This window comes from Streptomyces sp. YS-3 (genome assembly GCF_045257485.1).
GTDB lineage: Bacteria > Actinomycetota > Actinomycetes > Streptomycetales > Streptomycetaceae > Streptomyces.
In genome coordinates this window covers 1-19,267 of record NZ_JBJHPC010000028.1, presented here as the reverse complement: position 1 = coordinate 19,267, position 19,267 = coordinate 1, and the positions used below count along the sequence as shown (strand labels likewise).

Annotated in this window: 16 protein-coding genes; 15 read left to right on the top strand and 1 reads right to left on the bottom strand. The window is 73.2% G+C overall.

What is annotated here, in order from left to right; translation table 11 throughout:
• The first annotated feature begins 15 nt into the window (after positions 1-15).
• Genes ACJA3G_RS04825 through ACJA3G_RS04755 form a run of 15 tightly spaced genes read left to right on the top strand, consistent with a single transcriptional unit; the run spans position 16 to position 18,536 of the window.
• Positions 16-2,202 (top strand): bi-domain-containing oxidoreductase, encoded by a 2,187-nt coding sequence (locus ACJA3G_RS04825; protein ID WP_406551615.1) that lies wholly within the window; start codon positions 16-18, stop codon positions 2,200-2,202.
• A complete protein-coding gene (locus tag ACJA3G_RS04820) occupies positions 2,199-4,166 on the top strand; it encodes an alginate lyase family protein (protein ID WP_406551614.1) in 1,968 nt (655 codons plus the stop codon). The genes ACJA3G_RS04825 and ACJA3G_RS04820 overlap by 4 nt, the downstream gene beginning before the upstream one ends.
• Positions 4,167-4,174: 8 nt before the next feature.
• Positions 4,175-5,710 carry a right-handed parallel beta-helix repeat-containing protein gene (locus tag ACJA3G_RS04815; RefSeq protein WP_406551613.1) on the top strand — a complete coding sequence of 512 codons (1,536 nt, stop codon included), beginning with the start codon at positions 4,175-4,177 and terminating at the stop codon, positions 5,708-5,710.
• A 1-nt stretch (position 5,711) separates the two neighbouring features.
• Complete coding sequence (locus ACJA3G_RS04810) at positions 5,712-6,938, top strand: O-antigen ligase domain-containing protein (RefSeq protein ID WP_406551612.1); 1,227 nt, start codon at positions 5,712-5,714, stop codon at positions 6,936-6,938.
• A gap of 8 nt (positions 6,939-6,946) precedes the next feature.
• Positions 6,947-8,188, top strand: a complete 1,242-nt coding sequence (locus ACJA3G_RS04805; protein ID WP_406551611.1) for a glycosyltransferase — start codon at positions 6,947-6,949, stop codon at positions 8,186-8,188.
• Positions 8,185-9,420 carry a class I SAM-dependent methyltransferase gene (locus ACJA3G_RS04800; RefSeq protein WP_406551610.1) on the top strand — a complete coding sequence of 412 codons (1,236 nt, stop codon included), beginning with the start codon at positions 8,185-8,187 and terminating at the stop codon, positions 9,418-9,420. The genes ACJA3G_RS04805 and ACJA3G_RS04800 overlap by 4 nt, the downstream gene beginning before the upstream one ends.
• An 11-nt stretch (positions 9,421-9,431) precedes the next feature.
• Positions 9,432-10,226: a sugar phosphate nucleotidyltransferase gene (locus tag ACJA3G_RS04795; protein ID WP_406551609.1), complete on the top strand. Its 795-nt coding sequence runs from the start codon at positions 9,432-9,434 to the stop codon at positions 10,224-10,226.
• A complete protein-coding gene (locus ACJA3G_RS04790; protein WP_406551608.1) occupies positions 10,223-10,870 on the top strand; it encodes a PIG-L deacetylase family protein in 648 nt (215 codons plus the stop codon). Before ACJA3G_RS04795 ends, ACJA3G_RS04790 begins: the two co-directional genes overlap by 4 nt.
• A 3-nt stretch (positions 10,871-10,873) precedes the next feature.
• Entirely contained in the window at positions 10,874-11,899 is a 1,026-nt protein-coding gene (locus ACJA3G_RS04785) for an NAD-dependent epimerase/dehydratase family protein (protein WP_406551607.1), read from the top strand.
• Complete coding sequence (locus tag ACJA3G_RS04780; protein ID WP_406551606.1) at positions 11,887-13,173, top strand: DUF4910 domain-containing protein; 1,287 nt, start codon at positions 11,887-11,889, stop codon at positions 13,171-13,173. The genes ACJA3G_RS04785 and ACJA3G_RS04780 overlap by 13 nt, the downstream gene beginning before the upstream one ends.
• Positions 13,174-13,178: 5 nt before the next feature.
• A complete protein-coding gene (locus ACJA3G_RS04775; RefSeq protein ID WP_406551605.1) occupies positions 13,179-14,468 on the top strand; it encodes a hypothetical protein in 1,290 nt (429 codons plus the stop codon).
• The gene (locus ACJA3G_RS04770; RefSeq protein ID WP_406551604.1) at positions 14,465-15,412 is read left to right on the top strand and encodes a glycosyltransferase family 2 protein; all 948 of its coding nucleotides are present in this window, start codon (positions 14,465-14,467) and stop codon (positions 15,410-15,412) included. Before ACJA3G_RS04775 ends, ACJA3G_RS04770 begins: the two co-directional genes overlap by 4 nt.
• Complete coding sequence (locus tag ACJA3G_RS04765) at positions 15,409-16,638, top strand: polysaccharide pyruvyl transferase family protein (protein ID WP_406551603.1); 1,230 nt, start codon at positions 15,409-15,411, stop codon at positions 16,636-16,638. Before ACJA3G_RS04770 ends, ACJA3G_RS04765 begins: the two co-directional genes overlap by 4 nt.
• A complete protein-coding gene (rfbC, locus tag ACJA3G_RS04760) occupies positions 16,635-17,186 on the top strand; it encodes a dTDP-4-dehydrorhamnose 3,5-epimerase (protein ID WP_406551602.1) in 552 nt (183 codons plus the stop codon). The genes ACJA3G_RS04765 and rfbC overlap by 4 nt, the downstream gene beginning before the upstream one ends.
• Positions 17,187-17,192: 6 nt before the next feature.
• A complete protein-coding gene (locus tag ACJA3G_RS04755) occupies positions 17,193-18,536 on the top strand; it encodes a glutamate-1-semialdehyde 2,1-aminomutase (protein ID WP_406551601.1) in 1,344 nt (447 codons plus the stop codon).
• Between the two features lie 7 nt (positions 18,537-18,543).
• On the opposite strand, the gene ACJA3G_RS04750 is transcribed toward ACJA3G_RS04755, so the two are convergent.
• Entirely contained in the window at positions 18,544-19,227 is a 684-nt protein-coding gene (locus ACJA3G_RS04750; RefSeq protein ID WP_406551622.1) for a phosphatase PAP2 family protein, read from the bottom strand.
• Positions 19,228-19,267: the final 40 nt, after the last annotated feature.

The window sequence follows — 19,267 nt, the reverse complement described above, 5'->3', positions numbered from 1 at the left end:
GCAAGGGGACTTCGGGTGAAACAGGTTGTGCAGAACTACAAGAGCGGTGAGCTGGCGGTGCTCGACGTGCCGGTGCCGGGGTGCAAGCCGGGGGGTGTGCTGGTCCGCACCGCCTACTCGCTGATATCCACCGGGACCGAGCTCATGAAGGTGTCCGAGGCCGGCATGTCGATGCTGGGCAAGGCCCGTTCCCGCCCGGACCAGGTGGCGAAGGTCATGCAGAGCGTGGCCACCAACGGGGTGCCCGCCACCTACCGCAAGGTGATGGGGAAGCTGGACTCGTACACCCCGCTGGGCTATTCGCTGTGCGGGGTGGTCGAGCAGGTCGGCGCCGGGATCGACGATGTGGCGGTCGGTGACGTGGTGGCCTGCGCGGGCAACGAGCACGCGTTGCACGCCGAGTTGAACTGGGTGCCGAAGAACCTCTACGCCCCGGTGCCGGACGGCCTCGCACCGCGGCACGCGGCCTTCGGCACCGTCGGGTCCATCGCGTTGCAGGGGGTGCGCCAGGGCGGCCCGCAGCTCGGCGAGGCGGCGCTGGTCATCGGTCTCGGGCTGATCGGGCAGCTGGTGGTGCAGCTGCTGGCCGCCTCCGGTGTCCGCGTGGTGGGGGCGGACCCCGACCCGGTGCGCTGCGGGCTCGCCGAGCGGCTGGGCGCCGTGGCCTGCGGCGATCCCGGCTCCGCGGCCGTGGAGAGCACCGTCGCCGAACTCACCGGCGGGCACGGCGTGGACCAGGTGTATCTGGCGGCCGGCGGTGGCAGCAACCAGCCCGTCGAGCTGGCAGCCCGGCTGTGCCGGGACCGCGGCCGGGTCGTCGACATCGGCAAGTGCCGTCTGGACCTGCCGTGGAACGCGTACTACGAGAAGGAGCTCGACGTCCGGTTCTCCCGGAGTTACGGCCCCGGGCGCTACGACCCGGGGTACGAGCTCGAGGGCCGTGACTACCCCATCGGCTATGTGCGCTGGACCGAGCGCCGCAACCTGGCGTGCTTCCTCGATCTGCTCGCGCGCGGCAGCGTCGACGTGGAGCCCCTGGTCTCCCACATCGCCGACTTCGACGACGCCGTCGAGACGTACCGGCGTCTGAAGGACGGCGACCTGAAGGCCGTGGCCGTGCTGTTCCGCTACCCCGCGCACACCGCGGAGGCACCGGCACCGGCGGTGGCCGTGCCCGCGGTGCGGCGGCCCGGCACGGCGTCCGCCCCGTCCCGGGCCGCCGGGGCACCGGTGCGGCTGGCGTTCGTCGGCGCGGGCAACTACGCCACCTCGATGCTGCTGCCGCACCTGGCCGGGCGCGAGGGCGTCGAGCTGTCGGCCGTCGTCACCACGACGGCGCTGTCCGCGGCCAACGCCCGGCGGAAGTTCGGCTTCGCCGGGGCGACCACCGATCTCGACGCGGTGCTCGGCGACAAGTCCATCGACGCGGTGTTCGTCGTCACCCGGCACAGCTCGCACGCCGAGCTGACCCGCAAGGCGCTGCTGGCCGGGAAGAGCGTGTTCGTGGAGAAGCCGCTGGCCCTCACCGAGGACGAGCTGGCCGGGGTGCTGGCGGCGGTGGAGGAGTCCGGCAACGACCGGTTGCAGGTGGGCTTCAACCGCCGGTACGCGCCGCTGCTGCGGGAGGCCAGGGAGCGGTTCGGCGCCCGGTCCGGGCCCGCGAACCTGCGCTATCTGGTCAACGCGGGCCGGTTGCAGCAGGGCAGCTGGTATCTCCGGCAGAACGCCGAGGGCTCGCGGTTCGCGGGCGAGGGCGGGCACTTCATCGACACGGCGAGCTGGCTGCTGGAGGCCGACCCGGTCTCGGTGTACGCGGTCGGCACGTCCGGCAACGAGGACCTCCAGGTCCTGCTGCGCTACCCCGACGGGTCCACCGCCACCATCAGTTACGTCACCACCGGCGCGCCCGACTTCCCCAAGGAGACGCTGGACCTGGTCGCGGACGGCAAGGTGCTGCGGCTCGACGACTTCGTCCGTGCCTCCGTGTACGACGGGCGGCGCAGGCGGTGGGTCAGTTCGCGGCTGCCCAGGGCCCGGGACAAGGGTCAGTCCGCCGAACTGGCCGCGTTCGTGCGGGCGGTGCGGACCGGCGGCCCGATGCCGGTGCCGCTCCAGTCGCTGGTCGCCACCACGGCGGCCACCCTCGCCGTACGGGCCGGCCTGGCCGGTGGCGCCCCGGTGACCCTGGCGGGGGCGCGATGACGGTGCGGGCGGGAAGTGCCGGCTGGTATCTGCGGCGGCTGTCCCGGATGGGGCCGCGGGAGGTCGGCGGCCGGGTGGGCGACACGGTGCGCAGAAGGCGGTGGCGTGCGGCGCCGCCCCGCTGCCCGGCCGTGACCGGTGCCCGGTTCACCGCGGTGCTCCCTCCGGGGGCGGTCGCCGCGGTGCCCCCGGACGCCGCGAAACGCCTCGTCGCCGAGGCGGACCGGCTGATGGCCGGGCACGGGGGGTATTTCGGGGTGGACCGCGACGACCTGGCCGACCCGGACTGGGGGTACGACCCCAGGACCGGGCGCCGGGCCCCGCGCGGCTACGCCTTCGACGTGCCGTACCGCGACGAGGACGCGGTCGGGGACATCAAGCAGATCTGGGAGCTCTCCCGCCACCAGTACCTCACCGTGCTCGCCGCCGCCTACGCGGTCACCGGGGACGAGCGGTACGCCGAGCGGGTGGCCGCGCTTCTGCGGTCGTGGTGGGCGGCCAACGCGCCGCTGCGCTCGGTGCACTGGACCAGCGGTATCGAGCTGGGCATCCGGTTGCTGTCCTGGGTGTGGGTGCGGCGGCTGCTCGACGGCTGGCCGGGCGCGGCCGGGCTCTTTGAGGACAACCCGGTGGCGCGCGAGCAGATCTGGCACCACCAGCGCTGGCTGGCCGCCTTCCCCAGCCGGGGCTCCTCCGCGAACAACCACGTCATCGCCGAGGCCGCCGGGCAGGCCGCGGCGGCCTGCGCGTTCGACTGGTTCCCCGCCTCGGCGCGCTGGCGGGCGGACGCCCTGCGGCTGCTGGATCGGCAGCTGCGCGGCAACACCTTCCTCTCCGGTCTCAACCGCGAGCTGGCCACCGAGTACCACGGGCTGGTGCTGGAGCTCGGCCTCGCCGCGGTGGCGGAGGCGGATGCCGCGGGCGTGCCGGTCCCCCCGACGGTCCGGGTGGTGCTGCTGCGGATGACCGACGCGCTCGCGGCCGTCGTGGACAACCGGCTGCGTCCGCCGCGCCAGGGGGACGCGGACGACGGTCACGGTCTGGTCCTGGACGGCGCGGGCACCGACCGCTGGGCCTCGCTGCTGGCCACCGGGGACGCCGTGTTCGGCCGGCTCGCCTGGTGGCCGGCGGTGACCGGCAGCGATGTGCGCACCCCGCTGCTGGCCGCGCTCATCCGGCCGTACGCGAAGGAGGCGACCGCACCGGCCGTGTCCCGCCCGGCGAGCAGGCCCCACCACTTCGCCGACGCGGGGATGACGATCCTGCGCGGCCCGGGGGAGATCTGGTGCCGCTGCGACGGGGGTCCGCACGGCTTCCTGTCCATCGCGGCGCACGCCCACTCGGACGCGCTGTCCGTGGAGGTCCGGCACGACGGGGTCGACGTGCTGGCCGACCCGGGGACGTACTGCTACCACGGGCAGCCCGAGTGGCGGCGGTACTTCCGGTCGACCCTCGGCCACAACACCCTGGATCTGGACGGCGCTGACCAGTCCGTCTCCGGCGGCCCGTTCCTGTGGACCCGGCACGCCCGCAGCCGGGTGCTGACCGCCGGGACCTCCGAGGGGGGTGTGGCCCGCTGGTGTGCCGAGCACGACGGCTACCTGCCCTCCGTGCACCGCCGCCGGGTGGAGCTGACGGCCGCGACCGGGGAGCTGAGGGTGGTCGACGAGGTGCGCGGTCCGCGCCGGGCGGTGCGGCTGGCGTTCCACCTCGGCCCGGCGATCGGCGCGGACCTGGTGGGCAACCGGGCCCGGCTCACCTGGACCCGGGACGGCGAGGACCGCTCGGCGGCGCTGGAGTTGCCCGCGGAGCTGTCCTGGCGGGCGCACCGCGGCGAGAGCGACCCGCCGCTGGGCTGGTACTCCCCCGGCTTCGGGCGCAGGGAACCCGCCACCACGCTGGTCGGCACCGGTGTCGCCGACGGCGGGCAGGGGTTCACCACCGTGCTCGGGTTCCACGGCTAGGGGGCAGCGTGGGATCCAGGAGGCGGCACTGGGCGTGGGCGGCGGGACCGCTGGCGCTGGCCCTGCTGGCGGCGGGCTGTGTGAGCAAGCCGGGCGGTCCGGCGCCGGAGCCGACCGGTCGGCCCACCACGTCCGTCGCGGCCCGGTCGGTGGCCCGGGTGTGCGCCAAACCGGCGCCCGGTCCGACGACCGCGCCCGCGGGTTCGGTCACGGTCGATCCCGCGGTGGTCGGTGACCTGGCCGCGAAGACCCGCAGCAGTCCCCCGGGCACCACGTTCTGGCTGCGGCCGGGCAGGCACCGGCTCGAACCGGACCGCTACGCGCAGGTGATCCCCAAGGACGGGGACCGCTACCTCGGCGCGCCGGGCGCGGTGCTCGACGGCCGGAAGACCAACCAGTACGCCTTCGGCGGCACCGGCCGCGATGTCGCCCTGCGCCACCTGACCGTGCAGGGGTTCGTCGCGCCGCAGAACGAGGGTGTGGTCAACCACGACTCGGCCGACGGGTGGGTGATCGAGCACACCACGATCCAGCAGAACTCCGGGGCCGGGCTGATGGCCGGTGCCCGTCAGCAGGTCCGCGGCAGCTGTCTGCGCGGCAACGGCCAGTACGGGATGAACGCGTACAAGGGCGGCGCCCCGGTCGGCGGCCTGGTGGTCGAGGGCAACGAGATCGCGGGCAACAACACCGACGACTGGGAGCGGCAGCGGCCGGGCTGCGGCTGCACGGGAGGCGTCAAGTTCTGGGCGGTCAACGGCGCCGACATACGCGGCAACTGGGTGCACGACAACCGCGGGACCGGGCTGTGGGCGGACACCAACAACAACGACTTCCGGATCGAGGACAACGTCCTGGAAGCCAACGACGGTGCCGCGCTGATCTACGAGACCAGCTACAACGCGGTCATCCGGAACAACATGATCCTGCGGAACAACTGGGTGGAGGGCCGCAAGTACGTCGAGCGCGGCGACACCTTCCCGTTCGCGACGGTCTATCTGTCCGAGTCCGGCGGCGAGCCACGGATCCACGCCCGTACGGACAAGATCGAGATCGCCGGGAACGTGCTGGAGAACAACTGGTCCGGGATCACCCTGTGGGAGAACGCCGACCGGTTCTGCAACAGCCCGGCCAACACCTCCTCCGGCGACTGCACGTTGCTGGTGGGGCACTCCGGCCGCTGTGCGCGCCCGGCGATCGCCGAGGCACCCCTCTACGCCGACTGCCGGTGGAAGACCCAGCGGGTGGACATCCACAACAACCGCTTCCTGCTGGACACCTCGGTCCTCGACTGCACGGTGAAGTGCGACCGCATGGCGGTGCTGGCCAACTACGGCACCTACCCGGACTGGTCGCCGTACCAGGGTGAACAGGTGGCCGAGGCGATCACCCTCAAGCAGCAGAACCGCTGGCACGACAACGTCTACGTCGGGCCGTGGAAGTTCGTCGCCCACGACCCGAGCCGGGTGCTCGACTCCGGGCAGTGGCAGGCCCCGCCGTACCGGCAGGACGCGGGCAGCACCTTCCGCGCACAGGACGGTGGTTGAGATGGAATCCGACCGCACCCCGAAACTCGTCGGCACGGTCTGGGGGCTGCTGATCCTCAACACCCTCGGCTCCGCCGGGGCGAAGACCATCGTCCCGCTGCCGCGCTCCCTCATCCAACTGGTCACCATGGGCGCGCTGGTCGCCGCGTTCGCGCTGGCGCTGGCGCTCAATCTCCGGCTGCGCCTCCGGGCCAGTGCCTTCCTGCTGCTGCTCACCCTGCTGCTGGTGCCGAGCCTGATCTCCAGCGCGCATCTGGAGTCCGGGTTCGGCGCGCTGTTCCGGTGCGCCCGGCTGGCTCTCTTCGCCGGCACCCTGTGGCTGCTCGGCCGCTGGTGGGACGACGGCCTGACCTTCGTCCGGCATCACATCCGGATGTACTTCGCGGTGCTCGGCTCGGTGGCCGCCGGTCTGCTCATCTCGCCGGGCGCGGCCCTGCCCGGCCTCTACGGCGGCCGTCTGGTCGGCGCGCTGTGGCCGCTCACCCCGCCGCAGATCGGACAGTACGCGGCGGTGATCATCGGGCTCACCGTGCTGCTCCTGCTGGGCCGCCGGACCGACAGGACCAGTGCGGCCGTCGTCATCGTGCCCTCACTCGTCCTGCTGGCGCTGACCCACACCCGGACGGCCACGCTCGGACTGTTCATCGGGCTGACGCTGGCGATCGGTTCGCTCGTCCTGACCAGCGCCGCGGCCCGCCGGTTCTTCAGCTGGGCGGTGCTGAGCGCGGTGGTGGCCGCGGTGGCGCTCGGCCCGGTGCTCCAGGCGTGGTTCCTGCGCGGCCAGAGCAAGGAGAACTTCTCCAGCCTCACCGGCCGGGCCAAGGTCTGGGACGCCCTGCTGGCCGCGCCCCGGTCCACCTCGGAGAAGCTTTTCGGCGTGGGCCTGGGCGACAAGTCGTTCGGCGGGCTGCCCATCGACAACAGCTGGCTGGCGGTCTACAACGAGCAGGGGCTGATCGGCATCACCCTCGTCGCGGCGGTCATCGTCGTCCTGGGCGGCGTCGCGCTGCTGCGGCCACCCTCGCTCCACCGGGCCTGCGCGATCTTCCTGATCAGCTACTGCGCGATCGCCTCGTACACCGAGGCCGGCCTGGGTGACGCCTCGCCGTATCTGCTCCATCTCGCCCTGGCCGCCGCGCTGCTCGCGGCACCCGCCGAGCCCGCGCCCCCGGCGGTGCCCGCGGCCCCCCGACGACCTCTCCCGCGCCGGGCTCGGGAGCAGAGGTGAGCTCACACATGCGTGTCCTCGTGGTGCACAACCGCTACTCCTCGGCGCAGCCGAGCGGAGAGAACAACGTCGTCGACCAGGAGGTGGACCTGCTGCGCAGCGCGGGCCACCGGGTGGAGGTCTTCGAGCGGCGCAGCGACGACATCGCCGCCCGCTCCCTGCCGGGCAAGGCGGCGCTGCCGCTGCTCGTGCCCTGGAACCCGGCGGTCCGCACGGAACTCGCGGCCCGGCTCCGCGCCGAACGGCCCGACATCGTCCACGTCCACAACGTCTTCCCGCTCCTGTCGCCCGCGGTCCTCGCCGCGTGCGCCGACGCCGGGGTGCCCGCGGTCGCCACGCTGCACAACTACACCCAGGTCTGCCCGCCCGGCACGCTGCAACGGGACGGCCGGCCGTGCACCGAGTGCGTCGGCAGGACGCCGCTGCCCGCCGTCCGACACGGCTGCTACCGCGGCTCGCGGCTCGCCACGGTGCCGCTCGCGGTCAGCCTGTCGGTCAACCGGCGGCGCTGGTGGTCCGGCGTGGAGCGGTTCTTCTGCATCTCCGCGGCGCAGCGCGAGGTCCTGGTGCGGGCCGGTATGCCGGCCGAACGACTGGCGGTGAAGCACAACTTCGTGCCCGAGCCGGACATCCGCCGCACGGGCGACGGTGAGCATCTGCTGTATCTCGGCCGGCTCGCCGAGGCCAAGGGCGTACGGCTGCTGATGGCCGCGTGGGACGCGCTCGCCGCGGACGGCGGGGCGGGCGTGCCGCTCGTCATCGCCGGTGCGGGGCCGCTGGAGCCGGAGGTGACCGCCTGGGCGGCGGGCCGGGACGACGTGCGATACGTCGGTCTGTACGACCCCGCCCAGTGCCGCCGGGCCATCGCCCGAGCGGTGGCGGTGGTGGCGCCCTCGACGTGGCTGGAGGCGTTCGGCCTGGTGGTGGTGGAGGCGATGGCGGCCGGGGTCCCGGCCGTCGCCGCCGGGCACGGCGCCTTCGTCGAGCTCGTCGAGGACGGCGTGACGGGGCTGCTGCACCGGCCCGGCGAGGCCGCCTCGCTGGCGTCCTGTCTGCGCCGGATCACGGCGGATCCGATCGGTAACCGGGAGCTGGGCCGGGCGGCCCGGCACCGTTACGAGCAGGGGTTCAGCCCGGCCGTCGGGCTGGAGCGCCTGGTGGAGGGGTACCGCACCGCGATCGCGGGGCGGTCGGCACTGGCTGGCGCCGGGGAGACCCGCGCGCACAGGGGGGATGGGGACAGCAGATGACACGATGCCGACTCTGCGGCTCGGAAGCGATGGCGAGCGTCGTCGACCTCGGGGCGACGCCGCCGTGTGAGAGCTTTCTCGCCGCGGACCAACTGGACCGGCCGGAACCGGCGTACCCGCTGCATCTGCGGGTCTGCACCGAGTGCTGGCTCGCGCAGATCCCTCCGCTCATCTCACCGGAGGAGACCTTCACGCAGTACGCGTACTTCTCCTCCTACTCGACCTCCTGGGTGGAGCACGCGCGCACCTACGTGGCGGACGCCGTGCGGCGGGCGGGGCTGGGCCCCGACGCGTTCGTGGTCGAGGTCGCGAGCAACGACGGGTATCTGCTGAAGCACGTGGTGGAGCGCGGGATCCGCTGCCTCGGCATCGAGCCGTCGGTGAACGTCGGCGCCGCGGCGCGGGACGCGGGCGTGCCCACGCTCACCGAGTTCCTGAGCCCGGACACCGGCTCGGCCGTCCGCGCCGAGCACGGCCCGGCGGACCTGGTCGTGGCCAACAACGTGTACGCGCACATCCCGGACGTGGTCGGCTTCACCCGGGGACTGCGCGCCCTGGTCGCCGACGACGGGTGGGTCTCCATCGAGGTGCAGCATCTGCTGACCCTGATCGAGGAGAACCAGTACGACACGATCTACCACGAGCACTTCCAGTACTACACCGTCGCCTCCGCGATCCGGGCGCTCGCCGGCGGCGGACTCGCGCTCGTGGACGTCGAGCTGCTGCCCACGCACGGCGGCTCCATCCGGCTGTGGGCGCGGCCGGCCGAGGCGGCGGGAGAGCCGAGCCGCCGGGTGGCCGAGGTGCTGGACCGGGAGAAGGCGGCCGGGCTCCAGGAGCTGTCCGGGTACGCCCAGTTCTCCGCCCGGGTGGCCAAGGTGCGCCGCGACCTCCTCAAGTTCCTCGTCGAGGCGGCCGAGCGCGGCGAGACGGTCGTCGGCTACGGCGCCCCCGGCAAGGGCAACACCCTCCTCAACCACTGCGGCATCCGGCCCGACCTGCTCGCGTACACCGTCGACCGCAACCCGTACAAACACGGCAGGTTCACCCCGGGCACCCGCATCCCGATCCTGCCGCCCGAGCGGATAGCCGCCGACCGGCCGGACTACGTCCTGGTCCTGCCGTGGAACCTGCGGGCCGAGCTGACCGAGCAGTTGTCCTTCGTGCACGACTGGGGCGGCCGACTGGTCTTCCCCATCCCGGAACTGAGCATTGTCGAGATCGCGTCGTGAAAGGTCACGGTATGAAGGTCGTCCTGTTCTGCGGCGGTTACGGGATGCGGATGCGCAGCGGATCCTCCGACGACATGCCCAAACCCATGGCGATGGTCGGCCCCCGGCCGCTGATCTGGCACGTCATGCGCTACTACGCGCACTTCGGCCACACCGACTTCATCCTGTGCCTGGGATACGGGGCCCACCACATCAAGGACTTCTTCCTCAACTACGAGGAGACGACGTCCAACGACTTCGTGCTGCGGCGCGGGAAGACCGAGCTGCTGTCCACCGACATCGCCTCCTGGACGATCACGTTCGTGCAGACCGGCGTGGAGTCCCCGATCGGGGAGCGGCTGCGCCGGGTGCGGCAGCACCTGGAGGGCGAGGAGATGTTCCTCGCCAACTACGCCGATGTGCTCACCGACGCTCCGCTGCCGCAGATGATCGACCGGTTCGCCCGGCGCGACGCCGGCGCCTCGATGATGGTGGTGCCTCCGCAGTCCTCGTTCCACTGCGTGGAGTTGGGCGAGGACGGCCTGGTGGGGGGCATCACCGCGGTGAGCGAACTGCCGCTGTGGGAGAACGGCGGCTACTTCGTGCTCCGCCAGGAGATCTTCGACCACATACCGGAGAACGGCGACCTGGTCGCCGACGGATGCGCCCGGCTGGCCAAGCAGGGACGCCTGGTGGCGCATCAGCACCGCGGCTTCTGGAAGCCGACCGACACCGTGAAGGAGCGGGCCGCGCTCGACGACGCCTACGCCAGGGGCGAGCGCCCCTGGGCCGTGTGGGAGCGGGACGGCGCGGGGGCGCGGGCGTGATCCGGCTCAGCGCCGGGCGGCCGGACCGGATCGCCGCGGTGGGCGCGCACTGCGACGACATCGCCATCGGCGCCGGCGGCACCCTGCTGACCCTGTGCCGCGCCCGGCCGGGTGTCCGCGTCGACGCGCTGGTGCTCAGCGGCGGCGGCGGTGAGCGGGAGCAGGAGGAGCGGGCCGCGCTCGCCGCCTTCTGCCCCGGTGCCGATCTGCGGCTGACCGTCCTCAAACTGCCGGACGGCCGGCTGCCCGTGCACTGGGACGAGGCCAAGGCCGCGGTCGAGGAGCTGCGTGGGCGCACCGACCCGGATCTCGTGCTGGCCCCGCGCACCGAGGACGCGCACCAGGACCACCGCGGCCTGGCGAAGCTGATACCCACCGCCTTCCGCGACCACCTCGTGCTCGGCTACGAGATCGTCAAGTGGGACGGCGACCTGGGCCGTATGGCGGCGTACCAGCCGCTGTCGCCCCGGACCGCCGAACAGAAGGTGCGGCTGCTCCAGGAGCACTACCCCTCGCAGCGGCACCGGCCCTGGTACGACCGGGAGGCCTTCCTCGGCCTCGCCCGTATCCGCGGCATCGAATGCCACGCCCGCTACGCCGAGGCGTTCGCCGTCACCAAACTCATGCTCGACCTGGGGGAATGAACTGTGCGTGTACTACTGACCGGACACCAGGGCTATCTGGGCACCGTGATGGCCCCGGTCCTCGCCGCGGCCGGGCACGAGGTCGTCGGCCTGGACGCCGGCCTGTTCGCCGACTGCGTGCTGGGCCCGCCGCACGCGGACCCGCCGGGGCACCGGGTGGATCTGCGGGACGTCACGGCCGACCAGGTGGCCGGGGTGGACGCGGTGATCCACCTGGCCGCGCTCTCCAACGACCCGCTGGGAGCGCTGGCGCCGCAGCTCACCTACGACATCAACCACCACGCCTCCGTACGCCTCGCCCGGCTGGCCCGCGACGCCGGTGTGCGGCGCTTCCTGTACGCGTCGACCTGCTCGGTCTACGGCGCCGCCGGCGGCAGCGGTCTGGTGGCCGAGGACGCCCCGCTGCGCCCGGTGACGCCGTACGCGGAGTCCAAGGTGCGGGTGGAGGACGATCTGCACGACCTGGCCGACGGCGACTTCAGCCCGGTGTACATGCGCAACGCCACCGCCTTCGGCTACTCGCCCCGGCTGCGCGCCGACATCGTGCTGAACAACCTGGTGGGCCACGCCCTGCTCTCCGGTGAGGTGCTGGTGCTCTCCGACGGCACCCCGTGGCGCCCGCTGGTGCACGCCGCGGACATCGCCCGGGCCTTCACGGCCGCGCTGAGCGCGCCGCGCGAGGCGGTGCACGACCGGGCGTTCAACATCGGCAGCGAGGTCAACAACGTCACGGTCGCCGAGATCGCCGAGCAGGTCGCCGAGGCGGTGTCCGGTTCGAAGGTGAACATCACCGGGGAGAACGGCGCCGACCCGCGCTCGTACCGGGTCGACTTCTCCCGGTTCCGCGCGGCGGTCCCCGGTTTCGACTGCGAGTGGACGGTGAAGCGGGGCGCGCTCGAACTCGCCGATGCCTACCGGGCCCACGGACTGACCCGGGAGGCCTTCGAGCAGCGCTTCACCCGCCTCGCCGTGCTGCGCGCGGCGTCCGACGCGGGCGCGGTCGACGACACCCTGCGGTGGCGCCGGTGACCGGCGCCGGCGAGGAGATGCACGCGCTGGTGGAGCGGTTGTACCCGCTGTGCCGGAGCATCACCGGCGACGGTGTGCGCGCCACTTTGGACATCGTCGGCGAGTACGTCCCGCTCCGGGTGCACGAGGTGCCGACCGGGACGCGGGTGCTCGACTGGACGGTCCCCCAGGAGTGGAACATCCGCGACGCGTACATCGCCGACGCCACCGGCCACCGCGTCGTCGACTTCGCCGCGTCCAGCCTGCACGTGCTCGGCTACAGCGTGCCGGTGTCCGCGACGATGCCCCTGGCCGAGCTGCGCGACCATCTGCACACCGTGCCGGAGCACCCGTCCTGGGTGCCCTACCGCACCAGCTACTACAAGCCGGCCTGGGGGTTCTGCCTGGCCCAGGAGACCCTGGACGCCCTGCCGGACGGCGAGTACGAGGTGTGCGTCGACTCCACGCTCGCCGACGGCCACCTCACCTACGCCGAGCACGTCGTCCCCGGGCAGGTCGCCGAGGAGGTGATCGTCTCCTGCCACGTCTGCCACCCGTCGCTGGCCAACGACAACCTCGCGGGCATCGCGGTGGCGGTGTTCCTGGCCCGGGCGCTGGCGGAGGAGACGCCCTACTACACCTACCGGTTCATCTTCGCGCCCGGCACCATCGGGGCGATCACCTGGCTGGCCCGCAACGCGGAACGGGTGCGGGAACGGGTCAGGCACGGCCTGGTGCTGGCCTGCGCGGGTGACCGGGGCGCGTTGACGTACAAGCAGAGCAGGCGCGGGGACGCGGAGATCGACCGGGTGATGCGGCACGTGCTGGCCGCCTCCGAACGCCCGCACTCGGTTACCGAGTTCACTCCGTACGGCTACGACGAGCGGCAGTACTGCTCGCCCGGGTTCGACCTCGGTGTGGGCTCGCTCAGCCGCACCCCGTACGCGCGCTATCCCGAGTACCACACCTCCGCGGACAACCCGGACTTCGTCTCCGCGGAGGCGATGGCGGACACCCTCGCCGTCTGCCGCGAGGCGTTCGCCGTCCTGGACCGCAACCGGCGGTACGTCAACCTCAGCCCGTACGGCGAGCCGCAGTTGGGCCGGCGCGGGCTGTACGACTCGCTCGGGGGCCGCAGCGACGCCAAGGAGACCGAGATGGCGATGCTGTGGGTGCTCAGCCTCTCCGACGGCGAGCACACCCTGCTCGACGTCGCCGAGCGGTCCGGGCTGCCCTTCGGCGCCGTCGCCGCCGCGGCCGACGCGCTGCACGGCGCCGAGCTGATCAAGGAATGACCCCGATGACCACCGAGGGGGAGAAGGCGACGGCACCGGCCGGCTCCGCCCGGCGGGCGCTGGTCGGCCGGCTGTCCTGGGGCCTGGCCGACCAGGCGGCCTCCAGCGTGAGCAACTTCGCGGTGGGGATCTATGTGGCGCGCTCGCTGGGGGTGACCGCGTTCGGTGTGTTCAGCCTGGCGTGGGTGACCTACGGTGTGGTGCTCAACGTCTCCCGCGGCCTAGCCACCGATCCGCTCGTGGTGCGCTTCAGCGGGGTGCCGGAGGCCTCCTGGCGGGGGGCGGTGGCCCGGTCGTCGGGTACCGCGCTCGGTGTCGGCACGGTGCTCGGGGCGGCGTGCGCGGTGGTCGGCCTCGCTCTCGGCGGCCGGGTGGGGCCCGCGTTCGCCTGTCTGGGGTTCATGCTGCCGGGGCTGCTGCTCCAGGACGCCTGGCGGTACTCGTTCTTCGCCGCGGGCACCGGCCAAAAGGCGTTCGTCAACGACGTCGTGTGGGGCGTCGCCCTCGTCCCGGCCATGGTCGTGGCGGCCCACGAGGGCACCGTCCCCGCTTTCGTACTCGCCTGGGGCGCGTCCGCCACGGTGGCCGCGGCGTACGGCTGCGTCCAGTCCGGCATCCGGCCCCGGACGACGCAGGCACGCGGATGGCTCCGCGAGCAGCGCGACCTCGGCTACCGATACCTGGTCGAGAACGTCAGCCTCAGCGGCGCCAACCAGCTGCGGGCGTACGGGCTCGGCGCGATCGTCGGGGTCGGCGCGGTGGGCGCGGTCCGGGGCGCCGAACTGCTGCTCGGCCCGTTCCTCGCCGTACTGATGGGCCTTTCCCTGGTCACCGTGGCGGAGGCGGCACGGGTGCTGCGGCGGGCCCCGCACCGCCTGGGCACCTTCTGTCTGATGCTGGGCGGCGGGCAGGCCGCCGCCGCACTGCTGTGGGGCGGGGCGCTGCTGCTGATGCCGGACCGGCTCGGCGCGCTCGTACTCGGCGACGTCTGGCACTCCGCCTCCCAGCTCATCATGCCGGTGACCCTCGGCGTCGCGGGCGCCGGCCTCGGCACCGGGGCCGCGGCCGGGCTGCGCGCGCTCGCCGCGGCGCGGCGCAGCCTGCGCTGCCAGCTGTTCGCCTCCGCCTGCTACGTCGGCGGCGGGCTCGGCGGGGCGACCGCGGCCGGCACGGTCGGCTCGGCCTGGGGCGTCGCCGTCGCGACCGGCTGCAGCTCGGCCGTGTGGTGGCTCCAGCTGCGGTCCGCCCTGCGCGAGCACCATCACCACCCCATCCCCGAAGTGAGGACCTCATGACCGACCGCCCCAGGCTGAGCATCGGCCTGCCCGTGTACAACGGCGAGGAGTACCTGGCCGAGTCGTTCGACGCGCTGCTCGGCCAGACCTACGAGGACTTCGAGCTGGTCGTCTCCGACAACGCCTCCACCGACGGGACCGAGGACATCTGCCGCCGCTACGCCGCGAAGGACTCGCGCATCCGGTATCTGCGGCTGTCCCGCAACATCGGCGCGACACCGAACCACAACCACGTGTTCGCCCGGTCCCGCGGCGAGCTGTTCAAGTGGGCCTCGCACGACGACCTGTACGCCCGGGATCTGCTGGCGCGCTGCGTCGAGGCGCTGGACGAGCGGCCGGAGATGATCCTGGCGCACACCGGCCAGGCGGTCATCGACGGCGAGGGCCGGGTGACGGTCCCGTACGAGTACACACTCGCCACCGACTCGCCGCACCCGCCGGAGCGCTTCCGCAGCCTGCTGTTCGAGCCCGGCGGCGACGACTTCTACGGGGTGCTGCGGGCCGATGTGCTGCGCCGGGTGAAGCCGCTCGACAGCTACCACCACGCGGACCGCACGTTCGTCGCCGAGATCGCCCTGCACGGGCCCTTCCACCAGGTGCCGGAGCTGCTGTACTTCCGCCGCGACCACCCCACCCGCGCCGAGCGGGCGAACCCCACCAAGCGCGCCCGCTGCGTCAATCTCGACCCGCGCCGGGCGGGCCCCCTGCACCCGACGCCCCGGCTGCTCGCCGAGTACGTCACCGGTTTCGTCGCGGCGATCCGGCGGGCCCCGCTCTCCTCGGCCGACCGGCGTGCCTGCTACCGCCACCTGGCCGCCTGGATGGCCAGCCGGGCCCGGCCGGGCGTCGGCGAGCGGGTGGAGGACCGCGCCCCCGTCGACCCGGACCGGCTCACCGTCTCCGTGGACGCCCTCGTCGCCGGCCGTGAGGGGAGGCAGACGTGAGCGCCGTCCGCGTCGGGGTGTTCGGTCTGCTCGGCTCGGGCAACCTCGGCAACGACGGGTCGCTGGAGGCGCTGCTCGGCTATCTGCGCGCCGAGCACCCGGAGGCGGTCGTGGACGCGCTGTGCGGCGGCCCGGAGGCCGTGTCGGCGCGGTACCGGATCCCGGCGACGCGGCTGCACTGGTACCGCGGGGAGTACCGGACCGCGTCACGCGCGGGCGCGGTCGCGGCCAAGGGCCTCGGCAAGGCCGTCGACGTCTTCCGCACCGCCGCCTGGGTACGTCGGCACGATGTGGTGATCGTGCCGGGGATGGGCGTCCTGGAGGCCACCCTGCCGCTGCGGCCGTGGGGCTTCCCGTACTCGCTGTTCCTGCTCTGCGCGAGCGGCCGGCTGTTCGGCACCCGGGTCGCGCTGGTCAGCGTGGGCGCCGCCGCGATCGGCAGCAGACCCACCCGGACTCTGGTGCGCTGGTCGGCGCGGCTGGCCGCGTACCGCTCGTACCGGGACGCCCCGTCCCGCGACGCGATGCGCGAGATGGGCGTGGACACCACGCGCGACGGGGTCTACCCGGACCTCGCGTTCGCCCTTCCGCTGCCGGAGGCGGCGAAGGCGGCACCGGCCGGCCCGCCGGGCACGGTCTGCGTCGGCGTCATGGCCTTCCACGGCGGCGACGACGACCGCGCCCGGGCCGAGGAGATCCACCGGCGCTACCTCGACGGGGTGACCGGGTTCGTCCGCGCGCTGGTCGACGAGGGCAGGCCGGTGCGGCTGCTCACCGGCGACCGGGTCGACCGGCCGGTGGTCGCGGCGATCCTCGACGCGGTGGACTCACCGCTGGTCACCGTCGCCGAGACGGCCTCGCTGGCCGATCTGATGAAGGAGACGGCGGCGGCCGACACCGTGGTGGCCACCCGCTACCACAACCTGATCTGCGCGCTGAAGGCCGGCACACCGACGCTCGCCCTCAGCTATGCGGCGAAGAGTGACGCGCTCATGGCCCGGATGGGTCTGGGCACCTACCGCCACCCGGCCCGTGAGGTCGACACGGACCGGCTGATCGAGCAGTTCCGGGAGCTGGAGAAAGACTCGGCCCGGCTGCGGCGGACCCTCGCCGAGCGGACACTCGCCGCCGCCCGGCAACTGGAGGACCAGTTCGCCGAGTTGACCGCGGTCCTGTTCCCGACCAACGGCCCTACCCAGGCCCACGCCCGGCAGGAGACTCCATGAAGGCGACCGAAGTCCCGCAGATCGCGGGCGCGTACCTCTTCGAGCCGACCCCGTACGCCGACGAGCGCGGCTTCTTCTGCCGCACCTTCGACGCCGACGTGGTCCGCTCGGTGGGCCTCGACCCGGACGCCTTCGTCCAGGACAGCCTCTCCCGCTCGGTCCGGGGCGTGCTGCGCGGTCTGCACCTGCGCTCCGGCGCCGGCGAGGCCAAGCTGGTGCGGTGCTCGTACGGACGGGTCTTCGACGTGGTCGTGGACCTGCGGCCGGACTCGCCGACCTACCGCGAGCGGGCCTTCTTCGAGCTGTCCGGCGAGACACAGACGACCCTGTACATCCCGGCGGGGTGCGCGCACGGCTTCCAGGCCCTGACCGGGACCGCCGACACCTCGTACCGGATCGACCGCCCGCATGATCCGGCCGAAGACGTGACGATCGCCCACGACGACCCGGAACTTGCGATTGACTGGCCGCTGCCGGTCACGTCGATCTCGCGGCGGGACCGGGAGGCGCCGGGCCTGGCCGAGGCCTTGAAGCACATCGAGAGGTGAGGTCGCTTGGACACCCAAGACACAGAAGACACCGGCGAGTTGCGCCTGCCCCGGTCGCGGCAGGCGAACGAGCGGCTGCACGCGATGGTCCCCGGCGGCGCGCACACCTACGCCAAGGGCGACGACCAGTACCCGGAGAACCTGGCCCCGGTCATCAGCCACGGCCGGGGCGCCCATGTGTGGGACATCGACGGGAACCGGTACATCGAGTACGGGTCCGGGCTGCGCTCGGTCAGCCTCGGTCACGCCCATCCACGGGTGACCGAGGCGGTACGGCGGGAACTCGACCGCGGCAGCAACTTCGTCCGGCCGTCCATCGTGGAGGTCGAGGCCGCCGAACGCTTCCTGGCCACGGTGCCCACCGCCGAGATGGTGAAGTTCGCCAAGAACGGCTCCGACGCCACCACCGCGGCGGTGCGCCTCGCCCGGGCCGCCACCGGGCGCCAGCGGGTGGCCCTCTGCGCCGACCATCCGTTCTTCTCCGTCGACGACTGGTTCATCGGCACCACGCCGATGTCCGCCGGAATTCCGGCGGCCACCACCGAACTCACCGTGGCGTTCCCCTACGGGGACCTGGCGGCCACGGAGAGGCTGCTCGACCGGTACCGGGGCGAGGTCGCCTGCCTCATCCTCGAACCCGCCTCCCACACCGAGCCGCCGCCCGGCTATCTGACGGGCCTGCGCGAACTGGCCGACCGGCACGGCTGTGTCCTGGTCTTCGACGAGATGATCACCGGTTTCCGCTGGTCCGAGGCGGGCGCCCAGGGGTTGTACGGCGTCGTCCCCGACCTCTCCACGTTCGGCAAGGCGCTGGGCAACGGGTTCGCCGTCTCCGCGCTGGCCGGGCGCCGGGATCTGATGGAGCTGGGCGGGCTGCGCCACCCGGGCGACCGGGTGTTCCTGCTCTCCACCACGCACGGCGCGGAGACGCACTCGCTGGCAGCCGCGATGGCCGTACAGACCACCTACACCGAGGAGGGCGTCACCGCGCGGCTGCACGCCCTCGGCGAGCGGTTGGCCGCCGGTGTCCGCGAGGCTGCGGCCGGCGCGGGAGTCGGCGACCATGTCGTGGTCCGGGGCCGGGCCAGCAACCTGGTCTTCGCCACCCTCGACGAGAACGGGCGGCCCTCTCAGCGGTACCGCACGCTGTTCCTGCGCCGGCTCCTTGCGGGCGGGGTGCTGGCCCCGTCGTTCGTGGTGAGCGGCGCCCTGGAGGAGGCCGACATCGATCACACCGTGGACGTGGTGGCGCGGGCGTGTGCGGTGTACCGCAAGGCACTGGACGCCGCCGACCCCTCCCCCTGGCTGGGGGGACGGCCGGTGAAGCCGGTGTTCCGCCGTCTCGTCTGACGGGACGTCAACAAACCTTGTCCGAGGCGGGGTCGGGCCTTTTGCCGATCCGCCGGCCGGCCGCGCGGTCGACCAGCCACGCGGTCGCCGGTACCACCGCCAGCGCGGTGCACCAGCCGCCGAGTACGTCGGTCGGGTAGTGCGCGCCGAGGGCGACCTGCGCCCAGCCCATCACGGCACCGGCCGCCAGCGCCGCCGCGAGCACGAGTGACGTACCGGCCGCCCTGCCGAGGCCCGGGCGGCCGGACGCGGGCAGCGCCACCACGAGGGCGAGCGCGGTCGCGAAGGCGGTGTGCCCGCTCGGGTAGGACAGATTGCCGTCGCCGTGGATGGTGCGCCCCACCACGTGTTTGAGGAGCGTCGCCGTCCCCACGGTCACGCCCACGCCCACAACGACGAGGACCGCCGCACGAGGCCGCCGCAGCAGCAGACAGCCCGCCACGAGGGTCGCCACCAGCATCACCGAACCGGCGGGCTCCCCCAGGAAGTCCAGGGCCAGAGCTGCTCGCCGCCACGGCGGCCCGACGCTGTCCGCCGTCGGCGGGACGAGCCACCGGTCCAGCCCGCCGGGCCCGCCCCGGCCCGCGTACAGGACTCCGAGCGCGGCCACCACCAGCGCGGCGAGGACCGCGATCAGCCCGAACCGCGCGCGCGGCGGGGGCAGCGCCTCCGGAGCCGTCCGGCCCGTCACTCCCCGCCACCCGCCGCCGTCAAGACGTCCACCCCCGAGA